Annotated in this window: 14 protein-coding genes and 1 pseudogene; 7 read left to right on the top strand and 8 right to left on the bottom strand. The window is 31.8% G+C overall.

Going from position 1 to position 15,471, the window contains the following annotated elements:
• The first annotated feature begins 121 nt into the window (after positions 1-121).
• Both HMPREF3265_RS00265 and gltS read left to right on the top strand, forming a co-directional pair.
• A complete protein-coding gene (locus HMPREF3265_RS00265; RefSeq protein ID WP_053021407.1) occupies positions 122-730 on the top strand; it encodes a DNA-3-methyladenine glycosylase in 609 nt (202 codons plus the stop codon).
• Positions 731-1,017: 287 nt separating this feature from the next.
• Positions 1,018-2,229, top strand: a complete 1,212-nt coding sequence (gene gltS, locus HMPREF3265_RS00260) for a sodium/glutamate symporter (RefSeq protein WP_053025216.1) — start codon at positions 1,018-1,020, stop codon at positions 2,227-2,229.
• A 108-nt stretch (positions 2,230-2,337) separates the two neighbouring features.
• On the opposite strand, the gene fni is transcribed toward gltS, so the two are convergent.
• Positions 2,338-3,387, bottom strand: a complete 1,050-nt coding sequence (gene fni / locus HMPREF3265_RS00255) for a type 2 isopentenyl-diphosphate Delta-isomerase (protein WP_037549931.1) — start codon at positions 3,385-3,387, stop codon at positions 2,338-2,340.
• A gap of 44 nt (positions 3,388-3,431) precedes the next feature.
• On the bottom strand, positions 3,432-4,379 hold the full coding sequence (corA, locus tag HMPREF3265_RS00250; protein ID WP_070860827.1) for a magnesium/cobalt transporter CorA: 948 nt from the start codon (positions 4,377-4,379) through the stop codon (positions 3,432-3,434).
• Between the two features lie 120 nt (positions 4,380-4,499).
• Between corA and HMPREF3265_RS00245 the strand changes: the two genes are divergently transcribed.
• Together HMPREF3265_RS00245 and HMPREF3265_RS00240 are read left to right on the top strand one after the other, a co-directional pair.
• A complete protein-coding gene (locus HMPREF3265_RS00245; RefSeq protein ID WP_053025214.1) occupies positions 4,500-4,976 on the top strand; it encodes a thioesterase family protein in 477 nt (158 codons plus the stop codon).
• 2 nt (positions 4,977-4,978) lie between these two features.
• Positions 4,979-5,374, top strand: coding sequence for a hypothetical protein (locus tag HMPREF3265_RS00240; protein ID WP_053025213.1), 396 nt, complete (start codon positions 4,979-4,981; stop codon positions 5,372-5,374).
• Positions 5,375-5,558: 184 nt separating this feature from the next.
• On the opposite strand, the gene HMPREF3265_RS00235 is transcribed toward HMPREF3265_RS00240, so the two are convergent.
• Positions 5,559-6,458, bottom strand: coding sequence for an alpha/beta hydrolase fold domain-containing protein (locus HMPREF3265_RS00235; protein ID WP_070860826.1), 900 nt, complete (start codon positions 6,456-6,458; stop codon positions 5,559-5,561).
• A gap of 195 nt (positions 6,459-6,653) precedes the next feature.
• Here HMPREF3265_RS00235 and HMPREF3265_RS00230 point away from each other — a divergent pair, with 195 nt between their 5' ends.
• Entirely contained in the window at positions 6,654-7,301 is a 648-nt protein-coding gene (locus tag HMPREF3265_RS00230) for a hypothetical protein (protein ID WP_070485072.1), read from the top strand.
• Between the two features lie 123 nt (positions 7,302-7,424).
• On the opposite strand, the gene HMPREF3265_RS00225 is transcribed toward HMPREF3265_RS00230, so the two are convergent.
• A complete protein-coding gene (locus HMPREF3265_RS00225) occupies positions 7,425-9,479 on the bottom strand; it encodes a DHA2 family efflux MFS transporter permease subunit (RefSeq protein WP_070860825.1) in 2,055 nt (684 codons plus the stop codon).
• Positions 9,480-9,491: 12 nt separating this feature from the next.
• A complete protein-coding gene (locus HMPREF3265_RS00220) occupies positions 9,492-10,139 on the bottom strand; it encodes an HlyD family secretion protein (protein WP_011275030.1) in 648 nt (215 codons plus the stop codon).
• A 128-nt stretch (positions 10,140-10,267) separates the two neighbouring features.
• On the opposite strand from HMPREF3265_RS00220, the pseudogene HMPREF3265_RS00215 reads away from it, so the two are divergent.
• Positions 10,268-10,818 (top strand): annotated as a pseudogene (locus HMPREF3265_RS00215) (TetR/AcrR family transcriptional regulator C-terminal domain-containing protein).
• A gap of 113 nt (positions 10,819-10,931) precedes the next feature.
• On the opposite strand, the gene HMPREF3265_RS00210 reads toward HMPREF3265_RS00215, so the two are convergent.
• The 3 genes from HMPREF3265_RS00210 to HMPREF3265_RS00200 all read right to left on the bottom strand — a co-directional run bounded on the left by HMPREF3265_RS00210 (position 10,932) and on the right by HMPREF3265_RS00200 (position 14,334).
• Positions 10,932-12,140 (bottom strand): putative multidrug effflux MFS transporter TcaB, encoded by a 1,209-nt coding sequence (locus HMPREF3265_RS00210; protein WP_053025208.1) that lies wholly within the window; start codon positions 12,138-12,140, stop codon positions 10,932-10,934.
• Positions 12,141-12,399: 259 nt separating this feature from the next.
• A complete protein-coding gene (locus HMPREF3265_RS00205) occupies positions 12,400-13,764 on the bottom strand; it encodes a membrane-associated protein TcaA (RefSeq protein WP_070442514.1) in 1,365 nt (454 codons plus the stop codon).
• Positions 13,765-13,875: 111 nt separating this feature from the next.
• Positions 13,876-14,334, bottom strand: a complete 459-nt coding sequence (locus HMPREF3265_RS00200; RefSeq protein WP_053023283.1) for a MarR family transcriptional regulator TcaR — start codon at positions 14,332-14,334, stop codon at positions 13,876-13,878.
• A 162-nt stretch (positions 14,335-14,496) separates the two neighbouring features.
• Here HMPREF3265_RS00200 and HMPREF3265_RS00195 point away from each other — a divergent pair, with 162 nt between their 5' ends.
• Positions 14,497-15,453 carry a YdcF family protein gene (locus HMPREF3265_RS00195; protein WP_053023282.1) on the top strand — a complete coding sequence of 319 codons (957 nt, stop codon included), beginning with the start codon at positions 14,497-14,499 and terminating at the stop codon, positions 15,451-15,453.
• Positions 15,454-15,471: the final 18 nt, after the last annotated feature.

Genomic DNA, 15,471 nt, shown 5'->3' with positions numbered 1-15,471 from the left:
TAAATTCTTGGTTAATTTCAATTATAATTGCAATCATAATATATTTTAATTGTGTTATACCAGTCTAAGCTTCAGCTTTAATTATCAGTTATTAAATTTTCAAGAGGAAGAAGGTGTTCATATGGATTTTGTATCAAGACCAACGACTGAAACCGCTAAAGCGTTATTAGGTGTCAAAGTCATGTATGAAGACGAATTTCAAACGTATAGTGGCTATATTGTTGAAACAGAAGCTTATTTAGGTTTTACAGATCGAGCAGCTCATGGATTTGGAGGTAAGCAAACGCCTAAAGTGACTTCACTTTATAAAAGAGGCGGCACCATTTACGGACATGTGATGCACACACATCTATTAGTGAATTTCGTAACTCAAAACGAAGGTGTCCCTGAAGGAGTACTGATTCGAGCTATTGAACCTTTAGATGGCATAGAAATGATGAAACATAATCGTAATAAGTCAGGATATGAATTAACAAATGGACCAGGAAAATGGACAAAAGCGTTTAATATACCTAGAGCAATTGATGGTGCCACATTAAATGATTGTCGCTTATCCATTGATACTAAACACCGTAAATACCCTAGGGATATTGTTGAAAGTGCTAGAATTGGAATACCGAATAAAGGCGACTGGACTAATAAACCGCTACGATACACAGTTAAAGGTAATCCATTTGTTTCACATATACGTAAATCAGACTGCCTAAACCCAGATGAAACTTGGAAATAAAGAAAAAAGACATTCTAGAAATTTTAATCCTTAGAATGGGCCTTTATGACTATTTCTAAATTGTTTAATATCAACAAATCTATTTTCATAGATATTACAAATTAATATTCCAATTAGATTTTTATCTTTTTATAAACTTATTAAAATTTCGTATTATATAAAAACCATTATACCTATCCTAGAAATCTATAATTTTTATATGTATAATGTTATATATGGGGATTTATAGCGCTTACAAGAAGTGCTATTTAAAATTTTTTAACTCGTTTATAAAGGGGGCTATATAAATGGAAATAGATGCGGTCACAACACTATGTCTTGCCTGTCTTTTATTTTTACTAGGTGAATTCATCGTCAATCACGTTTCATTTTTACAAAGAATTTGTATACCACCTCCCGTTATAGGAGGATTACTATTTGCAATTCTAGTTGCAGTCTTAGATACCTTAAATATTATTCAAATTAAATTAGATGCTAGCTTTATTCAAGATTTCTTCATGATGGTATTCTTCACTACTATTGGATTAGGTGCATCTTTTAAATTATTTAAAATTGGTGGGAAAGTTTTAATACTTTACTTTGTATGCTGTGCATTTCTGGCAATATGTCAAAATTTCATTGGTATCTCATTAGCTAAAGTATTACATATTAAACCATTGTTAGGTTTAACAGCTGGTTCAATGTCAATGGAAGGTGGACATGGGAATGCAGCGGCTTATGGTAAAACGCTTGAAGAAAGTTTTAATATTGATTCAGCTATTACTGCTGCACTTGCAGCAGCAACTTTAGGCTTAGTATTTGGTGGATTAATTGGTGGACCATTAGTAAAGGCACTCATTAAACGCTATAACCTAAAACCTGAAAACAGCGATGATTCGTTTAAAGATTATAGTAAAGTAGAATCTAATGAAGTGCTACATCGTAAATATCAACCTACACAAGTATTTTTTCTACAATTAACAATTATTGCACTGTGCATGTCATTAGGTACATGGATAGGTGATCAATTTTCTAATTTAACTGGTCAAAGTTTACCTATGTATGTAGGCTCAATGTTTGTAGCAGTTGCAATTCGAAATGTATCGGAATATGCGAACATACAACTCATCGATTTAAAACTGATTGATCAAATTGGTGATGTAGCTCTAGGCTTATTCTTATCACTAGCACTGATGAGTATTCAACTTACTCAAGTATATTCACTTGCATTACCTCTTATCGCTATCGTTTTAGTTCAAGTCTTATTTATATCATTATTTGCATTCTTTATACTATTTAGAGTGCTTGGTAAAGACTATGATGCTGCTGTTATGGCTGGTGGATTTATAGGTCATGGTTTAGGGGCTACACCAAATGCGATGGCAAATTTAGATGTAATTACTAAAAAATATGGTAGTTCACCAAAATCATATCTTGTCGTTCCTATAGTTGGAGCTTTCTTAATTGACTTAGCAGGTGTACCTATCGTTATGGGCTTTATTAATATTTTTGGAAACTAAAGTTTTATATTATGCATTATAAAAAAGCAAGTTGGGAGTCCAAACTCTCAACTTGCTTTCTTTGTATAATTTATTAATGCGAATTATGGTTGAATGACCTATTCAATATTATCCTCTATGAATGTCTAAACCGCGTTGTTCAATCCATGACATTAACTTATGATCGAAAACGAACTTACTTTGTTTTAATTCACTAATATCTCTTGCATTTAACATTGTCATAATTGATTTCGTATGTTCAATAAATGACTCAACATACTCAATCGTTGTCGTGATGCCCCCATTTTCAACTTGATTTAAGAATGGTCGAGACATACCTACAGCTTTAGCCCCTAATGCTAGACTCTTAACAACATCTAGAGGTGTACGTACACCACCACTAGCAAAGACATTAAGTGAATCTTGATAAGCTGAACTTTCAAGCAATGACTCTACAGTTGACTGTCCCCAATTTGCAAGATAGTCCATATCTTTATTTGAACGACGCTCATTTTCAATTGTGACAAAGTTTGTTCCACCTTTACCACTTACATCAACGTATGTAACACCAACATCAATTAAATCTTTATATAGTTCTTTGCTCATGCCGAAGCCAACTTCTTTAATAATAACTGGAACATCAACACGTTGAACAATAGCTGCTACATTATCTAACCAAGTCGAGAATTCACGATTTCCTTCAGGCATCACAAGTTCTTGTGGTGCGTTCACATGAATTTGTAAAGCCTGTGCATCTAATAAACTAACCGCTTCTACGGCTTTATCTACAGGAACATCGGCACCAACATTACTAAAAATTATACCTTCTGGATTGGTTTGACGTGCAATACTGAATGATTCCGCCATTTTAGGATTTCTCAAAGCGGCATGTGTAGAGCCTACAGCCATTGCTAATCCAGTTTCTCTAGCGACAACTGCAAGTTTCTCATTAATTTGTTTTGTCCATTCACTGCCGCCTGTCATCGCATTGATATAAATAGGATATGTCATATCAAAATCTGTTATTTGACTTGTTAAGTCTACTTCATCTACATTTATGCTAGGGATTGAATGATGCACGAATCTCACTCGATCAAAGTCTGATTGAGGTGCATCACTTTGAGCCATTGCTATTTCAACATGTTCATTTTTCCTCTGTTCTCTTTGAAAGTCACTCATCTTTGTACCTACCTTTGCTTAAATTAATAAAGTTTCATAATATATTAGAACCATTTTTTTCTTTTGAAAAAGATAATCAATGCAATAGCTATAATTAACATGACGATCATACAAATTGGATAGCTATATTGCCATTTAAGTTCTGGCATATATTCGAAATTCATGCCATAGACACCTGCAATAAATGTCAAAGGTGAGAAAATGACTGAAACCAATGTTAATACTTGCATGATACTATTCATTCGAAATGATGAATAAGATTCGAAGTTCTCTCTTATTTCATTAGCCATCTCCTGTGATGTTCTTATGATATTATTTTGCTTTATAAGATGGTCATCGATATGTTGAATATACATCGAATGCTTACTATCTACAATCAAATTACCTTCAGTTTTAATTGTATTAACTAATTCTTGCATAGGGAATAATACCCTTTTAATTTTGATTAAATCAGATTTAATTTGAAAAACATTATCCATTATTTTTTTACTTTGAGTATCATCTACATGTGCATCTTCAAAGTTATATGTTTTATCCTCAATTGTATATACGAATTCAAAATACTTATCAACCATCATATCTAAAATATGTATCACTATATCTGCACAATCCAAGTCTGAATCATGATGTTGTGCATTCATTTTAGCCACTTCATTTAACGATTCAAAATGTTTGTGGTGATATGTAACAAGTACTTTCTCACTTAAAAATACATTTAAAGAAATTGGAGAAAAATCATCTTTGTACATACTGTGAAATACTAAATATTGATATGATTCATAGGATTTATATTTTACACGTGGCACACCTGTAATGGCGTCTTCTAACTCTAAATAGTTAAATTCAAATTGACTTATTAAATAATCATTCTCTGCTTGTGTTGCATTTTCAAAATCAAACCATACAATTGTTGCTGTTTCAGGAATCTCCTTCACACTATCAACTTGAGTGAGCGATTGATTTTTAGTTTGATATCGAATTGTCATAGTCATTGTTACGTTTACCTCCTACATAACCATACGTCTTTCATTCTACCATGAATTAAATCATGTGTATGTGTTATTTTTATTTAGTAAAATAGAACTATCAATATATGAGCGAGGTCTTTAGTAATGAGTAATCCTGTAATTATTAATAAAGTGGTAGAAACAAATCAAATTGATTATAACAACCACATGCATGACTCAGAATATAATAAAGTGTTTAGTGAAGCTGTAAATGAATTTAACTACACGCATGGACTTTCTTTAAAGGAACGTGAGGTACTTCAATACACAATGTTCACTTTAGAAGAACATACGACGTACCTAGCAGAGTTATCACTCAATTCAGCTTACCGAATCGAAGTTTATATTTATGATTATGATTATAAACGTGTACATTTCTTTTTAATGCTTTATACAGATGAAGATGAACTAGCTGCAACTAACGAAGTTATCATGATGGGAATTGACAGTAACAAACATAAGTCTGCTCCTTTTCCAAGTGATTATCATCAAAACATTGCTAATTATTATAGTCAACAAGGTACTATTGAATGGCCTAAACAATTAGGTCATCAAATAGGAATACCTAAAAAGGAGAACTAAAAATGGTATCACAATTCCGCAATCAACTTTTAGAATTATTATATGATTTAAATGATGAGCTTAAAGTAGACTTAATAGAACTCAATATTACTAAACAATTATTTATGAATGGTCCCAGTCAGGAATTGCTTAAAAGAGCATTTAATATTAGTTATTATCAAGGACAGAAACAAGCTATTGAAGCATTACAAAATATCGTTGCATCAGAGGAAAATGAGGAAATTTTGAAACATTTATTAAATGACTATGCAAGTCAATTTGCGAACTTATCATCTAATTTAGTGAATTTGTTAAATCAACAAGATGTATCTCAAATAGATTTGGCACAAGGCATAGACAATTATTATCATAACTTAGGTCAACAAACGGTTATAACTAAAGTTCAAAATTTAATTTAAATTTTGAACAATGAAGTTATTCATATTTCATGATTTGAAGTGACAGAAGACGAGAACTCATCTTCAACAAAAAGAACTGAGAAGGAACAATTAAATGCCCTTCTCAGTTCAATTACCTACGTCATATCTGCTAAGTAGACTTAGAGTACTTTTTTATATCAAACTATGTTTTGTTTGATGTTAATTAAGCATCAATCGTCTTAGTAATTTGTTTAATTACTTTGTGTGACTCACGTATAGGGAATAAAGGGAAATCGTGGAACATTTTCGGATACTCAAAGAATTGAACTGGTTGTCCCTTATCCTCCAAATTATATACAAAACGCTTCATATCTGGATGATAAATTTCTCTGCCACCACCGAATAAAACGATAGGTGGTAAATCGTGTAGTTGTCCATAAATTGGTGATATTAATGGATTAGCTAGTGCTTCTCCTTGCGTCCATACATTGAATATACGTTGTAAACCATCCCTATTGACGAAACGGTCTTTATTGCTTAAATCCTTAGTTATTTCAGGATTAGTCAATGTTGCATCCAACATTGGTGAAAGTAGATAAACTTTATTAGGTAATGGTTGATTATTAGCCACAAGTTGTTGAACGTAACTTAGTGCTAATGAGCCCCCAGTACCATCCCCCATAATAACGATATGCTTGGCATCCACTTCTTCTAATAAAGATTGATATATCCCATCGATTGCTTTAAATGTGTCTTGAAAGTGGTGTTCTGGTGCTTTAGGATAAATTGGCAACACAACTTCATAAAGCGTACTAAGTGCAAGTTTATCCATAAACCTCCAATGAAATGGTGAGGGTTGTAACGTATTATAACCACCATGAATATAGAGAATTTTCTTTTTTGTTTCATGACGAAAATTAAATCTAAATACTTGCATATCATCGTGTGACAACTTATCTAAATTAGATTTAACATTTAAACTTGAAGGTTGCTTATGCTTCGCTTGATTAATATCTTTTCTTTTATCCATGAACTTATCGAAATCTGAATCATTATCAAACATTATTGAACGATTGTGCAGTAAGTATCGATTGATGATTCGATTAACCATATGTGATCTCATAAAATTCTACCTACCTTAATTAATAATAAATTACTTAAACGTCATTACATTTAGCACAAAAAGCGATATAATGAAAACTATGTTCAAAAAAATCATGATTAAATATTTAATATAATATTGTTAATTGCATATTAAATTCAGTATAAATTAGTCAATCTTAGAAAACAAATGAATTATAGAAAAGGAGTTAGAAAAGTGTCAGAAAGAAAAACAACACAATATGATAATAAATCTCCTATTGATAATCACAACTATCTTCGTTCTAATCGTAACAACCGAAAAAGAAGATCTTGGGTGAGTTTAATTATCCAAATCATAATTTTCATATTAGTAGCTATTACGGGTTATAGTATGTACAAACAACCTATCTTTAATTTAGCATTTGCTAATCAACCCATTAGTTACGGTCAGATTAAAGATTTTCAGTATACGGTTACACAAATAGGTACACTTAATATTAATTTAAGCCAATTAGCTAATCTTGAAGATGTGGCCAATCGTCTCGTATTTGTTTTTAATATATTTTTCATTTTAACAATTGTAAGTTTAGTTATCACTATTTTGACTATTATCTTCAATCGAACTTTATTAAAGATTTTAAATTTTATTGTGATTTCAATATTATTGATCATGTCACTGTATTTCGGATATGCAATACAAGTAATTGGTCAACGAATTGCTGATAAACTACAAAGTTTCTCGTTAAATGTTTCTGCTAATCAAATTATTAGTGAAGCGGATGCTATTCATAATGCGCTTATTTTATTAGTATGTAGTCTAGCTTTATTAATTGTTAGTTTCTTTTTCAGAAATCGAAAAATGAACCATCCTAAAATCAAGTAATATATTTTTTGCCATTGTAGACGTAATCATTTAGTCACAATGGCTTTTTTCTAATAAAAAAAGTATCGATCACACTTAAAGAAGTGTACCGATACTTTAAAAATAATGTCCCCCAACATCATTTTATTTAAATTTATTACTTTCTGCATTCATCATTCTTTCATGTTCTGCATCAGCGCCTTTTTTACCTTTTAAGAATAAACTTAAAATAAATGCTAAGACTGCTAATCCAGTCGCAATCCAGAATGCATCGTTAATGCCTTCGATATATGCAAGCTGATTTACGTATTTTAAGATAGCTTGTACTGCTTCAGATTGACCACCATATTGTGCCGCCATTTGACGGACGTGGTCTTGGATCACAGGATTTGTTTTATCTAATTCATCTGTAAACGCACCAACATGATTTGTTGTTTGCGTCGTCATAACAGTAACAAGAATCGCAGTACCAATTGAACCAGCTAATTGTCTCATCGTGTTTAGGAATGCATTACCATGAGAAATAAGTCTTGGTGGCAGTGCGTTAATGGCCGCTGTCATAAGTGGCATCATTACAAACGCCATACCGAATGATCGAATCACATAAATACTCATTATATGAAGATATGATGTATCCATATTTAATTTAGTAAGTTCCCATGTTCCGTAAGCCATTACAGCTATACCAAACAATGCTAAAGGTTTTAAACCAATTGTATCAAGTAGCTTACCAGTAATTGGTCCTAATATACCCATAACTAATGAACCAGGAAGTAATAACAGTCCTGAATCAAGTGCTGAGAAGCCACGTAAATTTTGTAAGTAGATTGGTAATAAAATCATACCACCGAATAAACTCATCATAACAACCATGTTAATAATAGTTGTTAGTGTAAATGTTGATGATTTCAACACTTCAAGATTTAACATTGGCGCTCTCATTGTTAATTCACGAATGACGAATGCAGCAATGAATATCGCACCAATTATGAACATCGTTACGATTTCAGCTGAACCCCAACCTTTATTACCGGCTTCACTGAATCCGTATAATAGTGCACCAAATCCAATCGTACTGTAGACGATACCTTGATAGTCGGCTCTTGGATTTGTTGTTCTTTGATATAATCTGAACCAGAAATAACCGAATATCATTGCAGCAATTCCTAGGAAGAACATACCATAGAACATAACGTTCCAATGATAATTTTGAACGATGTAACCTGATAAAGTTGGTCCAATAGCTGGCGCCAATATCATTGCTATACCCATCGTTCCCATTGCAACGCCACGTTTTTCTGGTGGGAAGATTGTAACGATTACGTTAGAACCTAATGGCATTAACACACCAGCACCAATGGCTTGTAGTACACGTCCACCCATCATCATAGGGAAGTTATTAGAAAGTGCACATACTAGTGAACCAATAGTGAATAATAAAAGTGCAATAATAAATAACTTACGATAAGAGTATTTATTAAATAAGAATGCACTTATTGGAATTAAAATACCATTTACTAACATGAATCCTGTCATCAACCATTGTCCAGTTGACGCAGAAATATTGAATTCTGTATTAATCTTAGGCAATGCAACGTTTAATAACGTTTGGTTTAAGATGGCTATAAACATACCAAACAACATTGCTGCTAAAATTTTATTTCTTGTAATCCCTTTTCCAAAAACAAAATCTTCTTTTTGTTTCTTAATACGTTCGTTTACACGTCCTTCTTGAGAATCAGGATTAATCGGTTCATAAATTGAATCCTTAGGTAGATGTTGATTGTTTACATCATCATCTTTTTTGTCATCCTCAGTAGCATCATCAGCATAATGTAAGGAATGTGATGCTTGCTTTTGCTCAGGATGTATTTGCTCTGATGCATGATCTTGCTGATCTTGTTCATTCTCGAAATGATTTTTTCGTTTATCATTTTCAATGTGTCTATCTTCAGAGTTCGTGTGACGCTGTTTATCATCGTCTCTTTGAGAATCTTGCGTGCGATTCGACGCTTTATCTCGGTCTAAGTCACTGATTTTAAATTTAGATGGATTACTTTGACTTTTAGATTCTTCATTTACGTGTTGTCCCTTAGCTTGGTTCTTACGCTTCTTACGTGATTTCAACACAAGAACGTTAACTAAACCAACTAAAATGACCGCTAAAACAATATATCCAACAATGAAGGTCGTTGTCATTCTATGACCTCCTTAGTCTTTATGAATTTTTACTTCAGCGTTCATTCCAGGAACAACATTTTTAGATGGTGCAGAATCTAAAGAAATTTTAACTGGTACTACTTGAGATACTTTAGTGTAGTTACCATCAGTGTTAGATGATGGCATTAATGAGAAGCTAGCTGCAGTTGCTTGGCCTACTTCTTCAACTTTACCGTCAACGTCAGAATCTTCACCGTCGATTGTTACGTCAACTTTGTCGCCTTTTTCTACACTGCTAACATCTTTTTCGTCAATATTTGCTGTAATATATAAATCATCTAAATTGTAAGCATAAGCAATTGGTGAACCTGCTTGTGCAACTGAACCTTCCATACCACTTGTTTTAACGATAGTTCCGTTTTGTGGCATTTTGATATCCATTGTTTGTGACTCACCGCTTTGGCTTTGACCACTCACTTCTGCTACTTTGTCACCTTTTTTAACTTTGTCCCCTTGTTTTACATCAAGAGATTTAATTTGACCTGAAGTTGGGCTAGAGATTTGAATTTGTTCTCCATCAACTTTGGCATTATCAGTTGTTACAAAGCTTGTAGCATTATGATATAAGTAGAAACCTACAATACCAACTACAACTAGAACAACGATTGTGATGATATTAATTAACACCATTTTCTTCATTGAACATTTCCTCCTATTTGCTTTTCAAAATCACTTTTAATATTATAAAGACATATAAATAAAATTAACACCAACAATTATTAGTAAATTGTCGGCTAAATGAAGTACAAAATAAATCAGGTGACAAAATGAAGCAAAACGCTAAATATAAAATTATAAAAAGTTTAATTGATTTATTAGAAATTTATCCCTTCGAAAATATGTCTATAAAGATGATTTGTGCAAATAGTAATGTCAATCGGTCAACTTTCTATGATCACTTTCAAGATAAGTTTGACTTGCTATCAAAAATCCAAAATTATCATTTGAATAAATACGAACACTTACTCAACACATTCTCTTTTAATTTTGATAATATTAAAAAAAATCCTGAAAAAGTTTATAAATTCTTCCATATTATTCTAAAATATATCTATAGAAAAAAAGCGTTTTACCACGCTATTTTTATTTCCCATCCAAATAAAGAATTAGTTATGGAATATACTGATATTACGAAACAGTATTACACGAGAATTTTAGGAGAAAATAATACAGCCATTCAAAACGTGCCTTTTTTATAACTTATACAATGAGTGGTCAAATAGGTGTCATTTTAAATTGGTTAAGATTAGGGTGTCAAGAAAGCCCGGATGAAGTAGCAAGTGCATTACTAGCTAATACTTTAAAAGTTCAAAGATAGTTGTATTTAGCCAATGAAGAAGCCATTAATTGAGTTAACTCGATTAATGGCTTCTTCACTTTGATACTGTATTTAATTGTTTCATCGTAGCATAGTAATTAATTTAATTTCTTTTATAATTTGTCATGTTTAAATACTTTAATATTTAATAATTGTAAAATGATAAGTAAAATTGCTGTGAGACTAATAATAATGATATAAGGCATACTGTTATATTCACCTTTTAGATTAACAAGTGGTGTCACAAGGCCGCCTAATAAAGATTGTAATAATCCCAATAAACTTGATGCGCTTCCGCTTCCGGTTGTACGTTCTTCCATTGCAATTGAAAATCCTAATGTCGCGACGCCTGTAACTGGCGCCACTAAAACGATAAAACCTATAACTAATAACGCAAAATGCCAATGATTTATTAATGTTAATGACACAATCACAACGCCAAAGATTTGGATAATTGTAAATGCACGTAGTAGCACTTGTGGGTGAAAATAGTCTACTAATTTTCCAGCAATCTGACTCGCAATAATAAGTGTGATTCCCACTCCTGCAAACATCCAACTAAAGTGTAATGGCGAAACACCATATATTTTTTGAACTAAAAATGGTGATGCAGAAATGTAACTAAATAACATGATGAATGTAACGCCTTGAATGAGCATTGGTAAGACAAATCGTGGTGTTGTGAGTAGACTTTTAAAGTTACTAAAAATCACATTCACTCCACTGCTATCACGATTTTCTACCGATAAAGATTCAGGAACTTTAAACAATGAACCTAACACCATTAATACACCAAATAGCGTTAAAATGACAAAAACCATTCGCCAAACAGCAAAACTCAAAATTAAGCCCCCTAAAGCTGGCGCAATCACAGGTGCTACTCCATTAACTAGCATGAGCAGTGCTAAAAATTTAGTCAGTTCATTTCCACGATACATGTCACTAGCAATCGCTCTTGATATAACAGCTCCAGCGCCTCCAGTAAACCCTTGAATAAATCTAAGAAATACCATAATCCAAATATTTTCAACGAAGACAATACCTAAACTTGCTAAAGCAAATATAATCATTGATATAACTAGTGGTTTCTTTCGCCCAATACTATCGGATATTGGACCTACAATCAGATTACCTAACCCTAAACCTATCATAAATAAAGATAAAGTTAGTTGTGCATTAGCAGTAGTCGTATTAAAATCATTTTTTAATTCTGGTAGCCCTGGCAAAAACATATCTATAGATAAAGCACCTATAGCAGTTAAAGCACCCAATATAATAATAAATAACGGTGAATTTTTCTTTTGCTTTTGCTCTATATCCATTATATTATCCCACCTTTTTAGGTTTCATATTTTTATGTATTGATTAAAATTTAATAAGTTGGAATAAAACATGCTTCAATATTACTCTAGCTTTCGAATTTTTAAACCACTTACTGAAATTTTAAGTTTGTGTTTCGTTCATTCTCTTATAAATGACTAGAACTGAGAAAAGCTTCATTTAATCACCTTCTCAGTTCAGTCTACAAATACTTATTTAGAATGAATGTTAAAGATACAATTTCGATCGCTACTCATTCATTTATTTTGAATCAACTAATTGAATATTACCCGTATCACTATCTTCTCTTAATTCATAATTAGTGGTTTCATACTGCCCATTGCTATTTAAATGTTGCACTTTAGTATTAATCGTGTTGCCTTTTTGACTAGCACTTACAACTTGTGGATTAATAAAAGCAACTGATTGGTTTAAATTGTTTTTTATAGACTTATAGATACTCGATTTATCTTTTAAAAATGTACTCACTAAACTGAAATCATTTTGTGAAATAGCTGAATTCAAAGTGAAAGAATAATTACTAAAGAAATTACTTAGCTTTGTTTTCAAACTATTTTCTTCCGCTTCTTTTTCCTCGATATAATCACTAATCTCTTCATCATCAAACTCTAATGTAGCACTATTAATATTACCTAAATCTCTTGCTTTGATTGTTTTTGTCTCTGCATGGAATGTTTTCCCTTTTGCCTTACCTAGTGCAGAAACTGTAACATCTTTCGTTTGAGGATAAGGTCCATATTCTCTAGAACTGCTATATTTCATTTGTTTATCATTTATTTCAACTTTTAATGAGCCTTTGTCTAAATCACTTTTTCCTTTTAATTTGACTGTTAATAACGCTTCGTTGAAATTTTCATTTACTTCAACTGTGTTACTCTTTCCATATCTAAAGTCAAATTTAAGTTGACCACTAAACTCACCATATTCTGTTTCTTTTTTAGCATCAACAGAATATATACCTGGGATATAAGTACCTAGTGAAGTCGTCTTATTCGCATCAGCAATAACTGTTTTCTTTTTTCCACCATCTTTAAATTCATATTTCGTATCCAATTTAGGTTTCACAATTGCCTTCTTTGTAGGAGCAGTGTAACTCATATTATCGAATATTAATAATCGTGTACCATTTTTACTTACACGTAAGTAGTTATTACCTGCACGCGTTTTTAAATTAATTGCCTCTTTTGAATCACTTTTATTGAGTGTTTCTACTGTAGATTTAATATCGCGCGCAAACTTCTTCATTCCAACTTCACTTCTAATATAGTCTATATATACACTTGCCTCATCAGAATCTATATGAGAATTTTTAGAGCTTAATAGCGTCGCTACTTTTTGTGAATCATTATTATCAATTGCATTAACTAAAATCTTTGTTTGCGCATTAGGTGAATTGTAATTTCTAACCAATACAAACACAATAATTAGTAAAACAATGATGAACGCAAAGATAGCCCAAGGAATAAACTTTCTTATCCTAATATTAGATGTGTTGATTTGAGGGGAGTTTATTTGATTGTCTTTATTGTCTAATTTATTTCCACAATTAGGACATTTGTTTAAGTTACTATCAATTTTCTGTCCACATTTCGGACATGTACTCATTTAGTCACCAACTTCCCCTCTACTAGAATATATTTATCGATTGATATTTTAATTTCAAATTAAGAATATGATTTCTATTATATAATAATCATTCTAGACCTTCATACTAATTTAAACTTTTGAATTAAATTTTTTTACTCTCTCATCTATTATATATAATACACTTAAAGCTTTCTCAATATCTTTACTTGATAAATCAGCTACCATATCACTAACCATATCGCTAACTATTTTATTGTTTTCTTCAGTATATTTTCTACCTTTTTCCGTTAGAGCAACATATTTTAGTCGTTGATCAATATTGTTATTTGGCTTTTGTAATGCTACGAAGCCACTATCGATTAGTTTCTTGATACGTCGACTTACTGCTGCTTTATTAACACCTTGTTTTTCAATTATTTCAGTAATTGATAATACTTGATGATGGCTTAGCAATCTTAGAACATTGGATTGCTCCATTGAAATACCATACTTGCTTTGCTGATCTTTTAATAACTTTGCAGTTAAAGTATTAGTATCATCAATGAATTGCTTCATAAATTCGATGTGGTTTCTTGAAATTATGCTCATTACTTTACTCCTTGTTAAATAGTAATCAATAGCGTTTTACATACTCTGTTAAATAATATCAATAAACAATTCTCTTGAAAACCTCATTACTTTATTAATAGTTGCTAATTGGTAAGTTGTTCGATTACATTTATATATATAAAGAAATTAGAGGTATTCCTTATGATTGCAATTATCTTAGCTCTCGTTGTGTTATTGATTGTACTAGGTGTATTATTCAACGTGAAATGGCTTCTGAATTTAAGAGTGTTTATTACAACTATTATATTATGTATGTTAATTACTGTTTTGAATCTATTAACAATGACACTCCCTACTACACTAATAATAATCATGATGATTACTATGGGTGGTTTACTAGTGAAGCACAACCATCTTTTCTCCTTACAAAAAGGTCAAACTTTTTTAAATAAAATGACGAAACTTCTCATACTAGGAGTACTTTTTACATCGATTCTTGCATATCTTAGCACTATGCCTATTCCTATAATTAATGGTGTTTTCTTGTGGCTAACTATGATTGCGATAAGTACTTGTTATGCATTATTGCTTTACATGTCTTGGTCATCAGCTTTAGGTCGTATCTCAACTCATAAGCAGTACGACTTAATTATGGTATTAGGAGCTGGAATTTTCACAGAAAAAGTTACACCAATGTTAGCCGAAAGATTAAATCGTGCACTTAGTGTATATCAACATCAAACTGACAAATGTAAAATAATTGTTAGTGGTGGTCAGGGGCCAGATGAACCCATATCTGAAGCATTAGCGATGCAGCGTTATTTAATACAACATGGGGTTCACCAATCTAGTATTATTATGGAATCTCAATCTACAAATACGTTTGAAAACTTCTATTATTCAAAAAAAGGCATACACAATCTATACTCAAATAGCCCCAATATACTTTGTGTTACGAGCCAATTTCATATCTTACGAGGAATGAAATTGGCGCATACGAACCGAATGAAAGTTGATGGTATAGGAAGTCACACTCCTTATCATTTTTTTGATGTCGCATTAGTGAGAGATTTCTTAGCACTAATGTATCAATATAAATTACTATTGACCATTTACTTTGCAGTTTTATTTTTTGCTTCTCTTTTCATTCTATTTTAAAAAATCGGGAGTGGAACA

This window comes from Staphylococcus sp. HMSC62B09 (genome assembly GCF_001839115.1).
Classification (GTDB): domain Bacteria; phylum Bacillota; class Bacilli; order Staphylococcales; family Staphylococcaceae; genus Staphylococcus; species Staphylococcus haemolyticus.
Note: the sequence above shows the minus strand (reverse complement) of the source record. Positions and strands in the feature narration are given on the sequence as shown.

Bases quoted from the DNA above. Each gene is read 5' to 3' on its own strand.
- HMPREF3265_RS00195 (WP_053023282.1), top strand. From the start codon at position 14,497: ATGATTGCAATTATCTTAGCTCTCGTTGTGTTATTGATTGTACTAGGT.
- gltS (WP_053025216.1), top strand. From the start codon at position 1,018: ATGGAAATAGATGCGGTCACAACACTATGTCTTGCCTGTCTTTTATTT.
- corA (WP_070860827.1), bottom strand. From the start codon at position 4,379: ATGACTATGACAATTCGATATCAAACTAAAAATCAATCGCTCACTCAA.
- HMPREF3265_RS00220 (WP_011275030.1), bottom strand. From the start codon at position 10,139: ATGAAGAAAATGGTGTTAATTAATATCATCACAATCGTTGTTCTAGTT.
- HMPREF3265_RS00240 (WP_053025213.1), top strand. From the start codon at position 4,979: ATGGTATCACAATTCCGCAATCAACTTTTAGAATTATTATATGATTTA.
- HMPREF3265_RS00225 (WP_070860825.1), bottom strand. From the start codon at position 9,479: ATGACAACGACCTTCATTGTTGGATATATTGTTTTAGCGGTCATTTTA.
- HMPREF3265_RS00245 (WP_053025214.1), top strand. From the start codon at position 4,500: ATGAGTAATCCTGTAATTATTAATAAAGTGGTAGAAACAAATCAAATT.
- HMPREF3265_RS00200 (WP_053023283.1), bottom strand. From the start codon at position 14,334: ATGAGCATAATTTCAAGAAACCACATCGAATTTATGAAGCAATTCATT.
- fni (WP_037549931.1), bottom strand. From the start codon at position 3,387: ATGAGTGACTTTCAAAGAGAACAGAGGAAAAATGAACATGTTGAAATA.
- HMPREF3265_RS00265 (WP_053021407.1), top strand. From the start codon at position 122: ATGGATTTTGTATCAAGACCAACGACTGAAACCGCTAAAGCGTTATTA.
- HMPREF3265_RS00235 (WP_070860826.1), bottom strand. From the start codon at position 6,458: ATGAGATCACATATGGTTAATCGAATCATCAATCGATACTTACTGCAC.
- HMPREF3265_RS00210 (WP_053025208.1), bottom strand. From the start codon at position 12,140: ATGGATATAGAGCAAAAGCAAAAGAAAAATTCACCGTTATTTATTATT.
- HMPREF3265_RS00205 (WP_070442514.1), bottom strand. From the start codon at position 13,764: ATGAGTACATGTCCGAAATGTGGACAGAAAATTGATAGTAACTTAAAC.